This window comes from Streptomyces sp. NPDC014733 (genome assembly GCF_043083385.1).
In the GTDB taxonomy this organism is placed as follows: domain Bacteria; phylum Actinomycetota; class Actinomycetes; order Streptomycetales; family Streptomycetaceae; genus Streptomyces.
Genome location: NZ_JBIBYO010000006.1, coordinates 340,202 through 359,528, shown reverse-complemented (window position 1 = coordinate 359,528; position 19,327 = coordinate 340,202). Strand labels below are relative to the sequence as shown.

At 70.5% G+C, this 19,327-nt stretch carries 21 protein-coding genes, 1 tRNA gene and 1 CRISPR repeat array; of the genes, 21 read left to right on the top strand and 1 reads right to left on the bottom strand.

Annotation, left to right across the window (positions count from 1 at the left end; translation table 11 throughout):
• From ACF1BH_RS17605 to ACF1BH_RS17575, 7 genes are all read left to right on the top strand, one after another.
• Nucleotides 1-422 (top strand): hypothetical protein (locus tag ACF1BH_RS17605; protein WP_391643360.1); only part of this gene is annotated, 422 nt, incomplete at its 5' end.
• A 2-nt stretch (nucleotides 423-424) separates the two neighbouring features.
• The gene (locus ACF1BH_RS17600) at nucleotides 425-622 is read left to right on the top strand and encodes a hypothetical protein (RefSeq protein ID WP_391643359.1); all 198 of its coding nucleotides are present in this window, start codon (nucleotides 425-427) and stop codon (nucleotides 620-622) included.
• A gap of 171 nt (nucleotides 623-793) precedes the next feature.
• A complete protein-coding gene (locus ACF1BH_RS17595; protein ID WP_391643358.1) occupies nucleotides 794-1,312 on the top strand; it encodes an LPXTG cell wall anchor domain-containing protein in 519 nt (172 codons plus the stop codon).
• A 25-nt stretch (nucleotides 1,313-1,337) separates the two neighbouring features.
• Nucleotides 1,338-2,036, top strand: a complete 699-nt coding sequence (locus tag ACF1BH_RS17590) for an RNA polymerase sigma factor (protein WP_391643357.1) — start codon at nucleotides 1,338-1,340, stop codon at nucleotides 2,034-2,036.
• A complete protein-coding gene (locus ACF1BH_RS17585; protein WP_391643356.1) occupies nucleotides 2,033-2,578 on the top strand; it encodes a hypothetical protein in 546 nt (181 codons plus the stop codon). Before ACF1BH_RS17590 ends, ACF1BH_RS17585 begins: the two co-directional genes overlap by 4 nt.
• Before the next feature lie 193 nt (nucleotides 2,579-2,771).
• Nucleotides 2,772-3,068 (top strand): type II toxin-antitoxin system VapB family antitoxin, encoded by a 297-nt coding sequence (locus tag ACF1BH_RS17580; protein WP_003986294.1) that lies wholly within the window; start codon nucleotides 2,772-2,774, stop codon nucleotides 3,066-3,068.
• 120 nt (nucleotides 3,069-3,188) lie between these two features.
• Nucleotides 3,189-3,824 carry a LytR C-terminal domain-containing protein gene (locus tag ACF1BH_RS17575; protein ID WP_391643355.1) on the top strand — a complete coding sequence of 212 codons (636 nt, stop codon included), beginning with the start codon at nucleotides 3,189-3,191 and terminating at the stop codon, nucleotides 3,822-3,824.
• Between the two features lie 91 nt (nucleotides 3,825-3,915).
• Here ACF1BH_RS17575 and upp read toward each other — a convergent pair whose 3' ends face one another.
• Nucleotides 3,916-4,551, bottom strand: a complete 636-nt coding sequence (gene upp / locus ACF1BH_RS17570) for a uracil phosphoribosyltransferase (protein ID WP_143943224.1) — start codon at nucleotides 4,549-4,551, stop codon at nucleotides 3,916-3,918.
• 135 nt (nucleotides 4,552-4,686) lie between these two features.
• On the opposite strand from upp, the gene ACF1BH_RS17565 reads away from it, so the two are divergent.
• The 14 genes from ACF1BH_RS17565 to ACF1BH_RS17500 all read left to right on the top strand — a co-directional run bounded on the left by ACF1BH_RS17565 (nucleotide 4,687) and on the right by ACF1BH_RS17500 (nucleotide 18,870).
• Entirely contained in the window at nucleotides 4,687-4,893 is a 207-nt protein-coding gene (locus ACF1BH_RS17565) for a hypothetical protein (protein ID WP_391643375.1), read from the top strand.
• A gap of 253 nt (nucleotides 4,894-5,146) precedes the next feature.
• A complete protein-coding gene (locus tag ACF1BH_RS17560) occupies nucleotides 5,147-5,671 on the top strand; it encodes a hypothetical protein (protein WP_391643354.1) in 525 nt (174 codons plus the stop codon).
• Nucleotides 5,672-5,942: 271 nt separating this feature from the next.
• A complete protein-coding gene (locus ACF1BH_RS17555) occupies nucleotides 5,943-6,473 on the top strand; it encodes a nucleoside deaminase (protein ID WP_391643353.1) in 531 nt (176 codons plus the stop codon).
• A gap of 55 nt (nucleotides 6,474-6,528) precedes the next feature.
• Nucleotides 6,529-6,618, top strand: a tRNA-Ser gene (locus ACF1BH_RS17550).
• Between the two features lie 471 nt (nucleotides 6,619-7,089).
• Nucleotides 7,090-7,407 carry a WXG100 family type VII secretion target gene (locus tag ACF1BH_RS17545; protein WP_391643352.1) on the top strand — a complete coding sequence of 106 codons (318 nt, stop codon included), beginning with the start codon at nucleotides 7,090-7,092 and terminating at the stop codon, nucleotides 7,405-7,407.
• Nucleotides 7,407-8,750 carry a WXG100 family type VII secretion target gene (locus ACF1BH_RS17540; RefSeq protein ID WP_391643351.1) on the top strand — a complete coding sequence of 448 codons (1,344 nt, stop codon included), beginning with the start codon at nucleotides 7,407-7,409 and terminating at the stop codon, nucleotides 8,748-8,750. Before ACF1BH_RS17545 ends, ACF1BH_RS17540 begins: the two co-directional genes overlap by 1 nt.
• 11 nt (nucleotides 8,751-8,761) lie before the next feature.
• Nucleotides 8,762-9,217 carry a hypothetical protein gene (locus ACF1BH_RS17535; RefSeq protein WP_391643350.1) on the top strand — a complete coding sequence of 152 codons (456 nt, stop codon included), beginning with the start codon at nucleotides 8,762-8,764 and terminating at the stop codon, nucleotides 9,215-9,217.
• 186 nt (nucleotides 9,218-9,403) lie between these two features.
• Nucleotides 9,404-12,250, top strand: a complete 2,847-nt coding sequence (cas3, locus tag ACF1BH_RS17530) for a CRISPR-associated helicase Cas3' (protein ID WP_391643349.1) — start codon at nucleotides 9,404-9,406, stop codon at nucleotides 12,248-12,250.
• A gap of 36 nt (nucleotides 12,251-12,286) precedes the next feature.
• Nucleotides 12,287-13,169: a CRISPR direct-repeat array (repeat unit 25 nt; unit sequence TCCCCACGCACGTGGGGGTGCTCCG).
• Nucleotides 13,170-13,263: 94 nt separating this feature from the next.
• A complete protein-coding gene (casA, locus tag ACF1BH_RS17525) occupies nucleotides 13,264-14,871 on the top strand; it encodes a type I-E CRISPR-associated protein Cse1/CasA (protein ID WP_391643348.1) in 1,608 nt (535 codons plus the stop codon).
• Nucleotides 14,868-15,575: a type I-E CRISPR-associated protein Cse2/CasB gene (gene casB, locus ACF1BH_RS17520; RefSeq protein WP_391643347.1), complete on the top strand. Its 708-nt coding sequence runs from the start codon at nucleotides 14,868-14,870 to the stop codon at nucleotides 15,573-15,575. Before casA ends, casB begins: the two co-directional genes overlap by 4 nt.
• Before the next feature lies 1 nt (nucleotide 15,576).
• Complete coding sequence (cas7e, locus tag ACF1BH_RS17515) at nucleotides 15,577-16,701, top strand: type I-E CRISPR-associated protein Cas7/Cse4/CasC (protein WP_391643346.1); 1,125 nt, start codon at nucleotides 15,577-15,579, stop codon at nucleotides 16,699-16,701.
• A gap of 53 nt (nucleotides 16,702-16,754) precedes the next feature.
• On the top strand, nucleotides 16,755-17,513 hold the full coding sequence (gene cas5e, locus ACF1BH_RS17510; protein ID WP_391643345.1) for a type I-E CRISPR-associated protein Cas5/CasD: 759 nt from the start codon (nucleotides 16,755-16,757) through the stop codon (nucleotides 17,511-17,513).
• The gene (gene cas6e / locus ACF1BH_RS17505) at nucleotides 17,510-18,193 is read left to right on the top strand and encodes a type I-E CRISPR-associated protein Cas6/Cse3/CasE (RefSeq protein ID WP_391643344.1); all 684 of its coding nucleotides are present in this window, start codon (nucleotides 17,510-17,512) and stop codon (nucleotides 18,191-18,193) included. Before cas5e ends, cas6e begins: the two co-directional genes overlap by 4 nt.
• Nucleotides 18,194-18,744: 551 nt before the next feature.
• Entirely contained in the window at nucleotides 18,745-18,870 is a 126-nt protein-coding gene (locus ACF1BH_RS17500; RefSeq protein WP_391643343.1) for a hypothetical protein, read from the top strand.
• Nucleotides 18,871-19,327: the final 457 nt, after the last annotated feature.

Below are 19,327 nucleotides of genomic sequence, written 5' to 3'. Positions count from 1 at the left end.
GGGCGTCGGCGCCGGGGGCCACGTATCCCGTCTGTGCGCTGTGGACCGTCTCCCCCGTGCTGGCGGTGCGGTGGCTGCGCGGGCAGGCGCTGCGGTTGGCGGAGCGGATCGGGCCCGAGCCGGTGCGGTCGCCGTGGGCGTGGCTGACGCGCGGCGCGGCGGACGACGAGGCGCGGGAGCACGCCGCGAAGGTACGGGCGTGGGCGTGGGACGCGGGTGAGGAACGGGCCGCGCGGGAGCACGTCAAGCGCGGGCACGCCCTGTTCGTCACCCTCCCGGAAGGCGACCGCATCCACACGCTGTGCATCTGGCCAGGTCAGCCGCCGGGCGGTGCAGGACAGGCACGGCCGGGCCCGTTCCGGCACCGCATCGGCGGACTCACCCACCCGCTGTACGTCCTCGCCGAAGACCCGTGGAGGTAGCCGTGGAGGTAGCTGCGCCCGACCAACCCCCGTACGAGGACCCATCCCATGCAGCGCCCCGCCGCGGCACCGTCGGCGAGGACGTCCTACGGGTCCATGAACTCATCGGCACCGACGACCCGCGCCCCAGATGCGGCGCCGGGAAGGGCGAAACCGTCGACGAATGGCTCAGGGCGGTCAACTGCCCGGACTGCCGGTAGCGGACGGACGGCGCGTGCGGGGCGCGCGCCCGGCTCCCGGCCCCGGCTGCTGCGCGCCCCGCTCCCGCTCCCGAAAAAACTTTCTCCCCACCGGCAACCCCCACCCTCGCCGCACGTCGTGAGGGGTGAGGGCGCCACCGGGCGCCGCCCATCGACCGTGGAGCAGTACCCGTGAACTTCTTCCGCACCGCCCCCACGCAGTCCCCCTCCGCCGGCCGCGGCCGGATACGCGGCGCCGCCACCGCCGGGCTGCTCGCCACCTGCGCGCTCACCGCTCTCGCCACGGCCGGTCCCGCCTTCGCCGACGACTCCGCCCCGGCCTCCACCCGTCCCTCGCCCAGCGTCAGCGCGCCGTCCGACCACCGCCCGTCCCCCGAGCCCACCTACCCGGGGCGCGACGCGTCGGAGCAGCCGTCGACGCGGCCGTCCGCGGAGCCCACCCAGCCCCCCGGCGGTGAGCGCTCCTCCACCGCACCGCGGCCCGTCCCGAGCGTGAGCCGCCCCGGTGACGCGGGACGCGGCTCCGAGGCGACCCCCGCGCCCGCCACCGGCCGGGACGGGTCCGGCAAGGACGAGCTGGCCCACACCGGCGCCTCCGAGACCACCACCCTCATCCTGGGCGCCGGTGCCGCCGCCCTGCTCGCCGCCGGTGGTGGCACCCTGTACGCGGTCCGCCGCAACCGGGCCTGACACCTCCCCCCGGTACCAGGAACCGATGGAAACTTTCGTACTCCCGCTCGCCCCGGCCGGGTTCGCCCTGCCGGGGCCGCGGCGCGTCCGGTGGCGGTGGCTGCGTGGCGCAGTCCGCACGGCAGCCCGTACCGCGACCCGTACCGCGCCCCGCACCGCCCGGTCCGCGCACCCCGCGGAGCCCGCCGCCACGCCGGGCCCCGCCACCCCGTCCGCGTTCGGCTCCGCCATGCCGGAGCGGCCGTCGATCGGTGAGCTGTACCACGCGCACCGGCTGGCGATGGTGCGTCTCGCGGTGCTGCTGGTCGACGACCGGGCGACCGCCGAGGATGTCGTCCAGGACGCGTTCACCGCGCTCTGCCGCCGCCACGGCGAACGCCTCGACGAGGTCGACAACGCCCTCGCCTACCTGCGCACCTGCGTCGTCAACACCGCCCGCTCGACCCTGCGCCGCCGCCGCACCGCCCGCAACTACACACCGCCGCACGAGGCCGACGCCCCGTCCGCCGAGGAACGGATCGTCCTCGACGAGGAGCACCGCGAGGTCCTGGCGGCGCTCGGCAGACTCACCGCCCGGCGCCGCGAGGTCCTCGTCCTGCGGTACTGGGGCGACCTGTCCGAGGCGGAGATCGCCCGCACCCTCGGCATCAGCCGGGGCGCGGTGAAGTCCCTCGCCAGCCGCGCCCTGAAGGCGCTGGAGAAAATCCTGGAGGAGCGGTCATGAGCACCGGCGACGACCACCGGACCGCCCGCCCCTCCCCCGGCGGCCCCGAACGGCCCGTCGAGGAGCGGCTGCGTGCCGCCCTCGCCGCCCGCGCCGCCACCGTCGAACCCCGCGATCTGCGCCCGGCGGCCGTGCCCCGGGCCGCCCGCCGCACCTCGTGGTTGCGCGGCGCCCCCTGGAGACGGTTCGCGCTGCCGCTCGCCGCCGCGGCGGCCGCCGCGGCCATCGGCTACGCGGTCTTCGCCCCCGGCGCCACGCCCCCGCGCCCCATGCCCGCCACCACGCCCGACCCGCTGCCGACCCCCACCCACGACAGCCGCCCGACCCCGTCCCCGACGGCCCCGGGCAGCCAGGAGCCCCCCGGCCCGACCCGTACGCAGCGACCGGACGGCCGCACCGTGTCCCCCAGGGGCCTGCCGCCGGACGGCACGGCCGGCCGGTACCCGAGCACCGAGGGCCGGCCCCCGCGCATCCACGGCACCCCGTCCACAACGCCGACGTCCCGCCCCTCTGAGTCCCCGGCATCGAGCCTGCGCCCCTAGGAACGCCCTGCGGAAGCGCGTCCCCAGGGCGGCCCGGACCGCTGCCCCCGGGCGCGGCCCGGCGGCGGACGCCCCGCCCGCGCCCCGGCGCACGCCCCCGCGCGGGGGCCCCAACGGCCCCGCAACGGGCCCGGAGTGGCCGATACCCGTGGCACGGCTGGGCCCGCGGCCGCTCGCCCGGTAGGCTTTCCGTGTGATCTTCAAGCGCATCGGAAATGGGCGTCCGTACCCCGACCACGGCCGGGAGAGCACCCGCCAGTGGGCGGATGTCGCCCCGCGCCCGGTACGCCTCGACCAGTTGGTGACGACCAAGCAGCAGCTGGACCTGGAAACCCTCCTGGCCGAGGACTCGACGTTCTACGGCGATCTCTTCGCGCACGTCGTGAAGTGGCAGGGCGATCTCTACCTGGAGGACGGCCTGCACCGCGCCGTCCGCGCCGCGCTCCAGCAGCGCCAGGTGCTGCACGCCCGCGTCCTCGAACTGGGCTGACGCCCGCCGCCCGGTCCGTTCCGCCGTACGCACGGACCGGTTGCCCCTTTCGGGTCGGCTCACCCGCCCCGCATTGATCATCTAGTAGGCACGCGTCCCGGGCACCACTACGCTCGACTCATGAGCATGCTGACGCCACCGGGCATGGGCGGTAAGAAGTACCGCGTGACGGGCGACAGGTATCCCCGGATGCGCCGCCCCCGCCACCGCCGCCGGATCGTCCTCACCGCCGCCGCGGGCGTCTGCGCCCTCGGCCTGGCGGGCTGGGGCACCCTCCAGCTCATCGACGTCTTCGGTGGCGGCTCGGGCAAGGCCCAGGCCGCCGAGAAGAGCGCGGACGCCAAGCAGAAGTGCGACACCACCGCGCCCACCGCACCCGCCGCGGCCAAGCCGCCCGCGCCGTCCGACCTCACCGTCAACGTCCTCAACGCCACCCCGCACGGCGGGCTCGCCAAGCAGACCGCCGACGAGCTGAAGAAGCGCGGCTTCGACATCGGCGAGGTGGGCAACGCGCCCGCCGCCTACGACAAGAAGGTCAAGAACAACGGCGTGCTGCTCGGCCCGTCCGGCGCCGACGGCGCGCTGAAGGTCCTCGCCACCCAGCTCGCCGGGGCCCGCCAGGAGACCGACAACCGCAAGGACCACTCCGTCGACCTGATCATCGGCGACACGTTCAAGAACCTGACGAAGGCGAAGGACGCCGAGAAGGCCCTGCACGCCCTCGCCCACCCGCCGCGCCCCAAGCCCCGCTGCTGACCGTCCGGCCGCGGACATGCCACGGGCCCCCGCCGGAAACCGGCAGGGGCCCGGAGTGTTCCGGTGGGCGCACGGGGCGCCCCAGGTGGTGTCAGCCGGCGGTGCCGTACATCCGGTCGCCCGCGTCGCCCAGACCCGGCACGATGTACCGGTCGTCGTTGAGCCGCTCGTCGACGGCGGCGGTGACCACCGTCACCGGCGCACCGGCCAGCTCCCGCTCCATGACCGCGACGCCCTCGGGCGCGGCCAGCAGGCAGATCGCGGTGACATCGTCCGCACCGCGGTTGATCAGCTCGCGGATCGCCGCGACCAGCGTGCCGCCGGTGGCAAGCATCGGGTCGACGACGTAGACCTGCCGGCCGGAGAGGTCGTCCGGCATCCGCGTGGCGTAGGTGTGCGCCTCGTAGGTCTCCTCGTTACGGACCATGCCCATGAAGCCGACCTCGGCGGTGGGCAGCAGCCGCACCATGCCGTCCAGCATGCCGAGACCGGCGCGCAGGATCGGGACGACCATCGGCCGCGGGTGCGACAGCCGGACGCCGGTGGTCGTCGTCACCGGGGTCTCGATGTCGACCTGCTCGGTCCGGACATCGCGGGTCGCCTCGTACGCGAGCAGGGTGACCAACTCGTCGGCGAGCCGCCGGAACGTGGGGGAATCGGTGCGCTTGTCGCGCAGTGTGGTGAGTTTGTGCGCCACCAGCGGGTGGTCGACGACGTGGATCCGCATCCCTCGACAGTAACCGAGAGTGCGGGGTGAGGCGTCCGCCCGGCCCCCGGCGCACTGGCACGACCGCCCCGGGGCGGGGGAGAGTGGACCGTGGAGCTGCCCGTCCGGCCCGCCCGGGGCCGGGCCCCGCCCGAGGTGGTGTGCCGCGTGTCCGACCCCCCGCACCCAGACGGGCCCGGCGCCGCGCCCGGCCCGGAGAGCGCCGCGGCGCGCCGCCGGCGCCGCGACCTGTTCCTGCGCGAACTCCACGAGGCGAAGGCGCTGCGCGAGCGGGTCCAGCCGCGCCGCGCCCGGGCGGCCCGGATGCGGCAGGCGCTCCGGATGCGCACATTCCGCTGGTAGACGGCCCGTACGCGTCCGGAGCCCGGCACCCGGCGCGCAGGACGCACCCCGCCGCCGTCCACGCCCGGAACGTCCCGCTTTCCGACGGCGCCGCTCCGGCACGCGGGCGACTTCTCCGGCAACCTCCCCACGACGCAGCGCCGAAGACCCCCCGCGGACGCGTTGTTTCTGCCACGATTCCGACGGGGGCGGGACCAGCGGCGCACCCGCGTCGCCCCGCCGGCCGGCAGCCCAAGACAGTGGGAGAGTCACGGTGTATTTCGCCGCACTGCTCGCGCGCACCGAAGACGGGTGGGAAGCGAGCGACACGGAGCTCGACAATGTGGAGACCCTGACCGATCTGGCCGATCTGGCCCGGGAGGCAGCGGTGGACGACGACACGGTGGTCGCGTACATCGAGCAGGAGGGCGCCTGGTTCGGCGTCATCCGCGTCGACGGCGAGGACGACCCGCGGGTCTTCGTCTCGCACGCCGCCGCCGCCGCGCGAAGTTCGTACGGCGCCCTGCTCACCGACGAACTGCTCGGTTCCGACGACGACGCCGACGTCGAGCTCGACAGCCTCGACCTCGACGGCACGGAGGACGGCGAACCGGAACCGGACGACGCCGACCTGAACACCCCCGACGGCGACGCCCCGCCGCCCGGCCCCCTCGGCGACGTCGAACTCCTGACAGACCTGGGCGTCCCCCCCGAAGACCTCCTCGTCCTCGACACCGACGCCCTCTCCCAGATCGCCGACGCGCTGGGCTGCACGGATGTACTGGAGGCGGTGCGCTGAGCCAGGCGGTGCGGCCCGACGTGCCGGGCCGGGCACGCCGGGCCGGTCCCGGCAGGTAGGGCGGGACCCGGCAGGTAGGGCGGGACCCAGCCGGTAGGGCGGGACCCAGCCGGTAGGGCGGAGGCTTGCCTGGTGCCGGGCCGTGCCACGGCGGGGCGGCTCGGGCCGAGGGCGTTGGTGCGGCGGCTCGGGCCGAGGGCGTGGTGCGGCGGCTCGGGCCGAGGGCCACGTCCCCGCGTCCCCACATCCCCACGTCCCCGACACTGGGGGCATGACCGCGTCATCCCCCGCACCCCCGCCCGCCGCGCCCGATCCGCTGCGGGACCCCTGGACCGCGCCGATGCGGCGGGCGCTGGCGGAAGCCGCGCTCGCCCCGGCGACCGGTGATGTCCCCGTCGGCGCCGTCGTCCTCGCCGCCGACGGCACGGTCCTGGGCACCGGCCACAACGCCCGCGAGGCGACCGGCGACCCGACGGCGCACGCCGAGGTCCTCGCCCTCCGCGCCGCCGCCGAGGCACTGGGCGCGGGGGCCGGCCCCGCCGACCGCCGCCCCGGCGACTGGCGGCTGACCGGCTGCACCCTCGTCGTCACGCTGGAACCCTGCACGATGTGCGCCGGCGCGATCGTCCTCTCCCGCGTCGACCGCGTCGTCTACGGCGCGTACGACGCGAAGGCAGGCGCCGTCGGCTCCCTCTGGGACGTGGTCCGCGACCGCCGGATCAACCACCGCCCCGAGGTCATCACCGGCGTCCTGGAACCCGACTGCGCCGCCGCCCTCACCGCCTTCTTCCGTTCCCGCTGACCACCCCCGACATCCGATTTCGGATCCAGGCCCCCCTTGGGCTAAGCTCTCTCTCGGTAGCGTGTCCGAGCGGCCGAAGGAGCGCGCCTCGAAAGCGCGTGAGGGGGCAACTCCTCCGTGGGTTCAAATCCCACCGCTACCGCCATCAACACCCCTCTGACCTGCGGAAACGCGGTCAGAGGGGTGTTTTGCGTGTTGCCCGGGCAACACATGTGTTGCCCAAGAGCCACGACGAGGCCACACCTGTCGCCAACTCCCCTACGGGCAATGGGTTTTGAAGCAACCCTCGGTGGGACTGCCACCCACGGCACCCAGCACAGGCAAGCGGGACGTTCCCGGATGCAAGAGCGAGGCATCCGCGATGCGTCTCGGGCGCCGGGCATGCGGGTTTCCCGGCAGCGGCATTGCCCGAGCAGTCCGCTGGGCGCCGGCACCGGGGCGCTCTACGGCTACCCGCTGGCACCGATGGGGAAAATCGGGACCCCCGCGCCGTGGCTGAAATGCGCTCCTACCAGGGCGATTGTCAGTGCTGCATGCCATGGTCGCTACGCGTGAACCGGGAGCACTGTCAGCGCTCGCAACGGTGGCGAGCGCTTGACCAAGGGGGAGGCAGAGCATGGCTGGCGACAGCTTTGAGGTGGACACCGATCAGCTGAAGTCCGCTGATCCGACTTTCCATAGGGAGTCCGTGGCCCTGGAGCGGGCGGCGTCCAAGCTCCGGAATGCGTTAGGCGGGCTGGGGGAACCCTGGGGTGCTGACGAGCAGGGCAAAAAGTTCGAGCACGTCTACGCACCGCACCGAGCGCAGATTGAGAAGGCGACTGATGCCCTGACCAAGGGCCTGTCGAGCATCACCAAGGCCATGAATGACATGGCCGCCAACCACGAGGAAGCTGACCGCTCGGCCAAGTCCGGTTTCGAGGGCGGTAGCTGATGGGCGCTGCCGACAAGGCCAAGGAGATCGTCCAGGACCTCACCGGCATGTGGTGGCCGAAGGGCGACGAGGACGAACTCCGGGAAGCCGCCCGCGCCTGGCGCACCTTCGCCGACGAGGTCGAGGACTGCACGGCCGCCTGCCACAAACAGGCCCAGGACGTCATCGACAACAACAAGGGCCAGTCGATCGAGGCGTTCGGCGACTTCTGGAAGAAGTACCACGGCGGCGGCAAGGGATATCTGGACGACGTCGCCTCCGCCGCGCGGGACATGGCCAAGGCGCTGGACAAGTTCGCCGATCAGATCGCCGAGGCGAAGACGAAGAGCGAGCACGAGCTGGAGATCGCCGGAGCGGTCCTGGTCGCGGGGACCGCGCTGGCCCTCTTCACCGGGGGCATCAGCGAGGTCGCCGCCGCCGGCGCCACCGAAGCGATCGTCGCGGCAGCCAGTACCGCGGGCGTCGCCGTCTCCGCCACCGTCGCCGAGATCGCCGGAACAGTCCTGGCCACCGCCGCCATCGGCGGCATCGAAGCCATCACGGTGGATGTGGTGGTGGCCCAGGGCGGCCGGAACCTTCTTGGCGACCAGCACGGAGTCAACCTCGCCGAGGTCAAGGACGCAGGTGTCACCGGTGTCCTCATGGGAGGTGCTTTCGGCGGCGCTGCCCGTACAGCGCGGGCCGTCTCGGAAGCCGGCGGAGTCAAAACCGTGCTCCGGAACTTCGACGGAATCCACCTGGAATCCCTGGGCTTCGGCGCTCCTCGATTCGCCGTGCCCGGTGGTGGCTCCTTGCCGCGCGGCTCGGCCTCCCGCATGTTCCGCACCGGAAACGGCAACGAGGTCCCCGCTCTCCCGCCCCCTCCTCGGAGGGGGCAGCTGGCGAAGGGGAACGACGGTCCCTCACTGGAGCAGGTGCGGAAGATGCGCGACAAGCGCAAGCGCTGGTCCACAGGGGAAGACCACGTGCGCAAGATGTACGGCGGACAGGGCGAGAAGCACTACCCCGTCCCCACGAATCAGGACCCCAAATACCCCGTCACCGCCACCGGCGGACGGAAGGTCGACGTGCCTGTCCCTCTCCCTGACGGCCGGACACTCGGCGTCGAGGTGAAGACCTACCAGCAGTACCGCATGGTCGAGGTCGCCCCCGGCCAGCATGCACCTCAACAAGTCGAGGTGCCGCTCAGCAAGCACATCAAAGAGCAGATCCACAAAGACATCGCACTACGAAAAATTGACCCGGGATTCGACCCCCGGTGGGTATTCCTTCACGCAGGACCTTCGCAAGAATTACGCGAATACCTCAAGGAAGCCGGTATCATATTCGTGGAACACCACTAGGGAGAGAAAGAATGCAGCCTTCCGAGGCAGACCAGGCACGAGCCGACCTCGAACAGTGGGCTCAGGAAGCACACGAGAATGTTCTCGGAATCGCCGACATGCTCAACGTCCCCGCCGAGCAGTACGAACAGGACGTACTGATCCTGATCGGCCCACTGCAGGACTACGTATCCAGGCTCCCGCTCGATGAATTCGAGCAGGACGACTGGTTCACCCTGCACAGCGATCTGGCGGCATATGTGGCAGATGTCGGAATTCACGAACACGGGGCTTCGTGGAAGGTCCGGGATGACGAGACCTCGCCCAGTGGATTCCGTTACGTCATCGAGGGTGCAGCACTCGACGGGGAGGCCAGGTCCGTGGACCCGTTCGATGTCGTCATGGAGGAGTTCGGCAACCTGCCGATCCAGATCGCGCGGATGCTCGCCAATGCGGAAGTGGCGATCGGTGTGAATCCCCTTACCTGATGCGGTCTTGAGCATTGAGCCGGCGCTCCGCGCGCTGGGCCAGCCAAGAATTTGAACCGGAATTGCGCGGATGCGGTTATCTTGCAGGCCACCGAGCACGCAGAGGTAACCGGAAGAGAATTTTCCCTTTTTTCGTCGGAGCGTTTCCCCTTCAGTGCCCCGAAAATATCGTGACCACGGAGCCTTATGACCGACGATGTGTTCGAGTGCCTGCTGTGGGGGAAGTCGAAGGGCCTTCCTGCCGGTCGGCACTACCCGCTGATCTGCCACCTCGTGGACACGGCCGTGATGGCAGATGTGTTGTGGGATGCGTATCTCACGCGTGCCCAACGCCGGATGATCGCGCGGGCGCTCGACCTGACCTGCGACGAGGCTCGGCGGCTGGTCGCCTTCTGGGCGGGGCTGCACGACATCGGTAAGGCGGTGCCGTCCTGGCAAGCCATGCGCCCGGATCTCGCAGAAGCCCTGGCGTCAGCGGGTTATCCCGTCGTGTCGGAGGCTGATGCTGCGGCTCTCGGTCGGCACGAGTCCTCGTCACAGCTTCTGGTCCCGTCGTTGCTGGGCGGGTTGGGCTGGAATCTGTCCGGGCGAAGGGACCGGGTCGCTGCGGTGGTTGCGGGGCAAGTCCTCGGGGGGCATCACGGTCGGTACGCAGAGCCCACGCGGCCGGACGTCGCGGCGACCCCGCTGGGCTTCTTCCCCGGCCTGGGCGCAGGGGCATGGTCGGGCCAACGGGAGGCAATGGCCCGGGTGCTGGCGGCCGTAACCGACGCACCGACGGTCACGGTGGCGAAAGACCGGATTCCAGCTGCGGCCATCACGGTGGTCACCGGGCTCATCGTGCTCGCAGACTGGCTGGTCTCCCAGGAAGACCACCTCATCTGTCGTCTTGAGGAAACTGGTGCAGTGGTCGACACGGCCGCTGTCCACGCATGGGCAGCCGCGTCCCGCGCCCACGCAACGGCCCTGCTCGCGGAGGCTGGCCTCCAGGCCCCTGCCGCTCCGGCTGCAGCGACGTCGTTCGTGGACATGTTCGGCTACGTGCCGATCGCCAATCCGAATCCCCTCCAGGCGAGCATCAGCCGGCACCTGCCCGGCATGCTGAACGGAGGACCGGGACTGCTCCTGGTGACCGCACCGACCGGCGACGGCAAGACCGAGGCGGCGCTGTACGGGGCAGCGCTGATGGGACAGGCGTGCGGCACCCACGGCGTCTACGTCGCCCTGCCGACGATGGCCACCACTGACCAGATGCACGGCCGCCTGGCGACGTGGGCCGAGCACAACCTCCCCACCGCGGTCACCCGGCTTCACGGTTCCGCGTGGATGCACCACGACGACAACACCACTCCGCAGAGCAAGGAGGACGCGGAGGCGGAGGCCAGGGTCGTGCACGGCGACGATGGCGTGTCGACCGAGGCCACCCGCTGGCTGCGCCAGTCCAACCGGCACGGTCTGCTGGCCCATCTGAACGTGGGCACCATCGACCAGGCTCTCCTGTCCGTCCTGCCCCTCAAATACGGCCCGCTGCGCCACCTCGCCCTCTCGGGCAAGACCCTGATCGTGGACGAGGCCCACTCGTACGATGCCTTCACCCACGCCCTGCTGCTGCGCCTGCTGCAGTGGTGCGGCGCCTGGCAGGTGCCGGTCGTCGTCCTGTCCGCCACCCTGACCGGTGACACGGCGGCCGCCCTGGTCAACGCCTACCGGCACGGCGCCGGCCACACCCAGCCAGCCGCGATCGAGCCCGCCTACCCCGGCTGGTCCTTCACCGACCACGCCACCGGCGCCACCAGTGCTCCGCCCGAAGCCGTCGGCACCGGACGCGGCCGCGATCTGAACATCGCCAAGGTCACCACCCGGGGCACCAGCCACCGCCATCAAACGATCCTGGGGCAGCTCGATGAGCTGGCCCGTGACGGCGGCTGCGCTGCCGTCATCTGCACCACCGTCCCGCAGGCCCAGGCGACTTACCAGGCCCTGGCCGACCACTTCGGCGACGGCGTCGACCTGCATCTGCTGCACGCCCGCCTGCCCGCCCATCAGCGTGCGGACTACACCCGGCGGGCCGAGAGCGCATTCGGCCGCGTCGACAAGCCCAGCACCACCCGGCCGCACCGAGGCATCATCGTCGCCACCCAGGTGATCGAGCAGTCACTGGATCTCGACTTCGACCTGATCATCAGCGACCTCGCCCCGCTCGCCCTGCTCCTGCAGCGAGCCGGCCGAGCGTTCCGGCACGGCCCGGACGCATGGGAGCGTGCCGGTCTCAAACGCCCCACCTGGGCAGGGACCGACCCCCACATGCTCGTACTCACCCCCGGCGACACCACCGGCCGCCCCAATTTCGCACCACCAGCCTGGGGCGACGTCTATCCCCCGTCCCTGCTCCAACGCACCTGGGAACTCCTCGACCGGCACACCGGCCCCATCAACATCCCCTGCGATGTACAGCGCTTGGTGAACGCCGTCTACGACCCCGCCTTCGCCAGCACCGACCCCGACACGCTGTTCACCGCAGACCGTGACCGCATCGCCGACGACACCGCCCGCCGAGCCCTCGCCGACCTCGCCATGATCAAGCCACCGGCCAAGGTGACCACCGCCAATCTGCACCGGCTGACCGAATCCGACGCCGACCCCGAGCTGATCACCACCCGCCTCGGAGCCAACAGCATCAGCCTGATCCCCACCTTCCACGACACCGAGAACAACATCTGGCTCGACCCCGACCACACCATCGCGCTCCCCACCCACGGCACCGGCGAACGCGGCAGGTTCACCCGCCAACAAGTCCGCACCCTCATGCACTACGCAGTCCCGATGCGCGCAGGCGCCTGGCTGAACCAGCTCACACCTGACCAGCGACCACACCCCACCTGGTCCAAGGAGCCCCGCCTCAGCAACCTGATCCGCCTCCCCCACCACCAGACCCCCACAGGCCACCACGCGCCACCCCTCGGCGACAGGCACCTCCGCCTCGATCCCGTCCTCGGTATCGTCGAACGCAAGCACACGACGCTTGACAAATAAATGGCAAAGCGGCGAGAACGCCGCAGGTCACAAAGCCTCTTCCCCACGCACGTGGGGGTGCTCCGGGCCTCTACCGGCACGGGTTCGCCGAACGCGTCTCTTCCCCACGCACGTGGGGGTGCTCCGCACCGTTCGACGTCCTCGGACTTGGTGACGTCCTCTTCCCCACGCACGTGGGGGTTCTCCGGAGTACATCGCTGCCGTACGGGAGGGTCGGGACCCTTCCCCACGCATGTGGGGGTGTTCCGCTCAGCGCTGGGGACGGCTATACCTACTACCCCTCTTCCCCACGGACGTGGGGTTGCTCCGTAGCGGGCCGCCCAGTCGGTCACCACGGCCGTCTCCTCCCCACGCACGTGGGGGTGCTCCGGACCCGCTGACCCGCCCGCTCGTTGAGCGGCTCTCCTCCCCACGCACGTGGGGGTGCTCCGATTCCAGAGGTTGACTTGCCGACGCCAGGCTTCTCTTCCCCACGCACGTGGGGGTGCTCCGAACGGTGTTCCGGTGCGGATGCGGGTGATGTTCTCTTCCCCACGCACGTGGGGGTGCTCCGTCGGCCTGGAGGGTGTGCGGGTCGCTGATCGCCTCTTCCCCACGCACGTGGGGGTGCTCCGGCCTTCGAGGTCATCTCGGTGGCCCAGGACTCCTCTTCCCCACGCGCGTGGGGGTGCTCCAGCTCCGGGGATTGACCCCGGCGGGTCTTTTTTCTCTTCCCCACGCACGTGGGGGTGCTCCGTCGATCAGCACGTCCTCCAGGTGGTCGTCCGCCTCTTCTCCACGCACGTGGGGGTGCTCCGGCGGCCCGCCGCACCCGAAGCGTCGCCCGGCTCTCTTCCCCAAGCACGTGGGGGTGCTCCGGACCCGCTGATCCGCCCGCTCGGTGAACGGCTCTCTTCCTCACGCACGTGGGGGCGCTCCTTCCTGCCAATGACGTGCGGCTTTGGGGAGCGACCTCTGCCGTTGGTTCGGCTGGCTCCGGGCGTTGTCAGTGGTGGGTTGTACGGTGCGCCGTAATGGACAGGACAGATGTTGAGCAGGTAACTCAGGCTTCTGGTTTGGACGTTGCGGTTGATCCGTGGATACCGGTCACCATGGTCGACGGCACGTCCCGCCAGTACGGGTTGCGCGGACTACTGGTCGACGCGCACCTCATCGAGTCTCTGGCAGTGACGATGCCACCGGCTGAGTGCGCGATCCTGCGGATTCTGTACGCCTTGGCGCTCCGCGGCGCAGGGCTGGCGGCGTTGGACGTCGATGACCGGTATGACCTGCTGGAGCAGGGATCTTTCGACCCTGCCGTGGTCGATGCGTACTTCGCTCGGCACTCGGACCGGTTCCGGCTGTTCGACCCGGTGCGTCCTTGGCTGCAGGAGCCGCGGCTGCCGTCTCAGATGGACGTGCGGGTCGAGAAGGGGAGGCGGAAGGGGCAGCTGGACCGTAAATCCAGTGGCGTGGGGAAGCTGGCATGGGGCCGGGCCAGCGCTACGTCCTCGGCATGGTTCGGTGCCTTCCACGACGGTGTCCCGGTACCGGTGCCAGGCCCTGCTGCGGCACTGAACCTGCTCGCCTGGCTGTGGTACGGGCAGGGCGGCCCGCAGGGGCCGAACCGCAGGACTGAGCGTCATGATCTGCGGCATGCCAGCGTCGGGCCTCTGCGCGGCCTGGTCTCCTACCACCCCACGGGGCGGAATCTGTTCGAGACGATGGTGCTCGGTATCCCCGACACCGATGTGGTCCCCGTGCCCGGCACGGACCTCGCGCCATGGGAGCGCGATGAGCCGGCCGATCCAGACGGTGAACTTCCCGTCGTGGAAGGGCCGGTGACGCTGCTGACCGCACGGGCACAGCATGCCCTGCTCCTTGTGCCGTCCGAGGACCGTGCCGCAGCTTCCGACGTGTACATCGCATGGGCGTGGCCGTCGTCCCTGCCCGCGGTGTCGGACCCGTACCTGAATTGGCTGGAGGGGTCCAAGGGGCAGCAGTACGCGCAGCGTGCGGATGTCGCCCGTGCCGTCTTCCGTGACCTGGACGGGCTGGTGCTGCACACCGCACCCGGCAGCGTCCCGCGGCGGCCTCTGATCACGGACGCCATCCACGATGTCCCGGTGGAGGTGCTCGACCACGTGGCGGTTGTGGCCTATGGGTTCGAGCAGAGCCGGGAGAAGGCCGGCGGCGAGGTGGGCTGGTACCGGGCGGCGACGCCGCCGGTCCTACGCCTGATCCGTGAGGAAGAGAAAGCGAACGCGGGGCGCCTCGCTGCCGCCCGTGAGCGCGCGGAGCTGTGCGCGAGACGGCTGGAGTGGGCGGCAAACAGTGTCTGGCAGGACACCGCGGCACCTGCCGATGAAGACGACAAAGGCCCGACGCCTTGGAGCAAGCGGGCGTTGACCGCGTACTGGCCGCGCGCCGAAGCGGCGTTCTGGACGCTGCTGGACACCCGCGCCTGGGACGAGGCACCGAGCGTGTTCGGGCGGATCGCGGTGGACGTCTACGACCAGGTCATGCGCGAGGTCGTCAACGCCGATCTGCCTCGCACGGTCCGGGCCGTGGTCCAGCACCGCGGCAAGGTCGCCTCGACCCTCACCAAGACCACCAGCAGCAAACCGAAGGAGACCGAGTGACGACGCCCGAGACGCGCAGCTCCCAGCTATTGGCGGAAGCGGATGCGTTCGTGGGCCGGACCATCGCGGCGTGCCGACGGGACGCCGGCACGGGACAGGCCATCCGCTCAGCACTCGGCCATACCCCTGCCGAAGCGGTGCGGGCACACCGCTATGTCGCGGCCCGGCTTCCGGATGAACCGGCAGCTGATCTGGAATGGGCGCACTACACGGTGGCCGCCCTGATCGCCCTGTATGACCCGCGCGCCAAGCCTGCCAAGGACCTCCCCTCCGACGAGAGCGATGACGACGAGGCGGCCCAGGACACCGGCCAAGGGGAGCACGAGAAGGGCAAGCGCAGGAAACAACCGCTGTCCCTCAGCCGACGGCTGCGGGAGGGAAACCTCGGCGCCGTCCTGGGGGCACTCGACGCCCCCGACACCAGCGGGGAGGACCCCGAAGGGCGCAGCGCGCCACGGCTTCAGTCTCTGTTCCGTGAGGATCTTGCGGGCCTGCACACTGCGCTGCCCGGTGTGATGCGGCTGGCGGGCGACGCGCCGCGGCTGCCGGACTGGGGCGTGCTGCTGCACGACATCGCCGACTGGGAGCGCGACAAGCGCCGCGAGGCGGCGGTCCTGCGCTGGTCCAGCGCCTACTACAAGACCCTCACCACCGGCGCCGCGAACTCCGACGCCGACGCCGAGCACGAGAGCGAGAAGAACTGACATGGCTTTTCTGTGCCTGCACGCCGTGCAGACCATCCCTTACGCCAACCTCAACCGCGATGATCTGGGGGCGCCGAAGACGCTGACCTTCGGCGGAACGACGCGCATCCGCTTGTCCTCGCAGGCCCTGGGACGTCCGCTGCGGGACTTCGTTCAGGACACCACCGGCATCGAGGCCGTGCGCACGCGCCGGATCGGCCAGCAGGTCCAGAACGTTCTCACTGACCGCGGCTGGGACGAAAAGCTGGCCGCCTCAGCCGCACAGCAGGTCCTCGGTTCAACCGGCTTCAAGCTGGACAAGGACGGCACCAAGTCCCTGCTGTTCGTGCCCGCTTCCACGGCCGAGAAGATCGCCGATCTGTGCGAGACGCACCGGGGCGCCATCGAAAAGACGGAGAAGTCGAGCGCGAAGAATCCCAAGCCGGGTGTGCCCGGCGATGAAATCCACGCCCTGCTCAAGGCCACCAACGGGAGCATCGCGCTGTTCGGCCGGATGTTGTCTGAACTGCCCGGGGCCGGCGTGGACGCCGCCCGGCAGATGGCCCACGGGTTCACCACGCACACCGCTCGCCGCCAGCCGGACTTCTTCGTGGCGGTCGACGATGTGACCCACGACAGCGACGAGACCGGCTCGGGCCACATGAACCACGGCGAGTACGCCAGCGGTGTGTTCTACCGGTACGCGGTTCTCGACCTGCGCGAGCTTCTCGACACGCTGAACGGGGACACCGAAACCGCCCGCCTGCTCGTCGACGCGTTCACGCGAGGGTTCATCAAGGTCCTGCCGCAGGCGAAGAAGAACGTCACGGCCCCCCACACCATCCCGGACCTGGTGCACTTCACCGTCCGGGCCGATCAGCCCGTCAACTACGCCACCGCGTTCGAACGGCCCATCGCGGCGGACGACGGCGGCGGCTGGGCACGGCCCTCACGGGCTGCTTTCTCCCGCTACGCCACGGCCGTCAACCGGCTGCTGGGCGCAGACGACGTCGCCTACAGCGGATATACGTCCATCGAGAAGGGCGAGCGCTTGGACGGCCTGGGCGACCAGGTCGACTCCTACAAGGAACTCACCACTGGAGCGATCGACGCACTCTTTGCCGCTCAGGCCGCAGCCAAGCAGTAGCCGCCGGCCTTCCCCACGCACGTGGGGCCGCTCTACCGCCAAGGAGAATCCGCTTGCCCGGCATCCTCATCCACCTGTCCGGCCCGCTCATGTCTTTCGGCGAGCACGGTGAGTTCACCGAACGCGACACCCACACCCGCCCCACCCGCTCCGCACTGATCGGGCTGCTCGCCGCTGCGGACGGCCGCCACCGCAACGCTGATCTGGCCGATCTGCGTGCCCTGCGCTACACCGTCCGCACCGACCGGCCCGGCACCCGGCTCGTCGACTTCCACACCATCGGCGGCGGCCTGCCCCCGCACCAGGCCGTACCCCGGGCCGACGGCACCCGCAAACCGGAGAACAAGGCGACCGTCGTCACCCATCGCCACTACCTGGCGGACGCGACGTTCACCGTCGCCATCGATGGCACCGACTCCACGATCAACCAGGCCACCGCCGCGCTCCGCGCCCCCCGCTGGCCTCTGTACCTCGGGCGCCGATCCTGCCCACCGGGCAGCCCGCTCCTCGTCGCCACCGGCCTGACCGACGCCGCCGCCGCGCTCACAAGTTTCCCGATCCACCGCCAACGCCCCTACAGGAGCGACACGGTGACGGTCGACCTCGCCCACGACACACCGCCCACCAGCGGCACCCCGGCCCGCACCCGCCTGGCCGACAACCCCGTCACCTTCGACGAACACCACCGAGCCTGGGACGTACGCACCGAGTACGTCACCACCGCCACCCTCCCGGCCACCCTCTGCGCCGGCCTCGGCACCGACTGGCTCAACGCTCTCGCCCGCCACCGCGCCCAGGAGACCCCCGCATGACCGCCCCCACCGACACGGCCGCGGTGTACCTCACGCAGTTCCACGTCAACACCCGCAACCGGCAGGCCCTCTCCGACCTGGCCGACGGCGGCGGCCTCCACCGCACCCTGATGCGACTGCTCCCGCCCGACCTCGGCGAACAAGCCCGCGCCACGGGCGGACTGCTGTTCCGTGTCGATGAAAACGCCACTGGCGTCACCATCCTCGCCCAGACCCGCACCCCGCCCCTCGTCGAGAACATCCCGGCCGACTACGCCCACACAGCCGTCAAGAACATGACCGGCTTCCTGTCACGGCTGACCGAAGGGACTCACGTCCACTACCGGATCGCCGCCAACCCCACCACCCAGCTCGGCACCCTCGCCGACCGCCAGCGCGTCCAGGCCACCCGCAAACTCAAGCACCTCCCCCCAGCCCGCACCGTCCTCACCGGCCCCAAAGCAGACGACTGGTGGGCCCGCCGCGCCACCACCAACGGCCTTACCCTGCACAGCATCCTCCGCACCAACACCCCTTCCGTGCACGTCACCCACAAGCCCGGAAGGCACCGCCACGCCATCACCGTCTTCGAAGGAGACGCCACCATCACCGACGCCGACACCCTCCGCACCGGAGTCCTCAACGGCATCGGCCGCGGACGCTCCTACGGCGCCGGACTCCTCAGCCTCGCCCCCGCCTGACCAGCAAAGAAAGGGCAAAGCGTCGGTAGAACCCCAGCTCAGGAAGGGGATTCCCCACGCACGTGGGGGTGGTCCGTTCACCGAGCACAACGACCGGCTGATGAACAAGGGTTCCCCACGCATGTGGGGGTGGTCCGGGGTACGGGGTGCGGTCTGTGTCGGCGGCGACGGGTTCCCCACGCATGTGGGGGTGGTCCGAGCACGTCGGCCCGCCCGCTGCTGGCGGAGGCGGGTTCCCCACGCATGTGGGGGGTGGTCCGAACTGGTCGCTGGCGCCGTGGTCGGCGATCACGGGTTCCCCACGCATGTGGGGGTGGTCCGTGAGACGCATGGGCGGCGCCGGGTTGAGGGGCGGGTTCCCCACCCACGTAGGGGTGGTCCGGAGTTCTACGAACACGACGGTTACTACTCAGTGGATTCCCCACGCATGTGGGGGTGGTCCGTGGCAGGAAGCGGCGGCCGAGACGTTCACGAAGGATTCCCCACGCACGTGGGGGTGGTCCGGCGTTCGGACTGGCCGCCGCTCAGCGCTGGGCGGATTCCCCACGCATGTGGGGGCGACCGCTGCCCAGACCCTCGCCATCACCGGCACCTATATCGAAATGGCCACCCGCATCCTCGAACCCGTCCTCCTCGGCTTCGGCATCCTCGCCATCCGCAACCTCATCAAACGTTGACCACCACCCGCGGATCACGAAGCCCACATTCGTCCCACTGGTCACTTTCCGCGATCACCGCAGGAGTGCGAGAGCAGTCACCATCACCAACAAAGCAACGTGTACTTTTGCAAAGACGCGAAGCGCAAGGGCTCCCACCTTCGACACTGACCAGCGCCGACTGGGCGTGTTGCATATGCAGCACGAACCGTCGCTGAGTGGCATCGAACGCCACCCAACGACACCGAAACGCCCTCTCTCACCTGGCCTTTTAGAAAAACCGCAGGTGAGAAGGGTCATGTTGACGGGTTCAAATCCCACCGCTACCGCTCACAAACACCCCTCTGATCTGCGGAAACGCGGTCAGGGGGGTGTTTTGCTCGCTGCATGTGCAGCGAGATTCACTGCACAGAACTCCCGACTAGGCCGTAACTGTCGTCAACTCCCCCTCGCACAAGGGAAGCTGGAGCATCCCTCC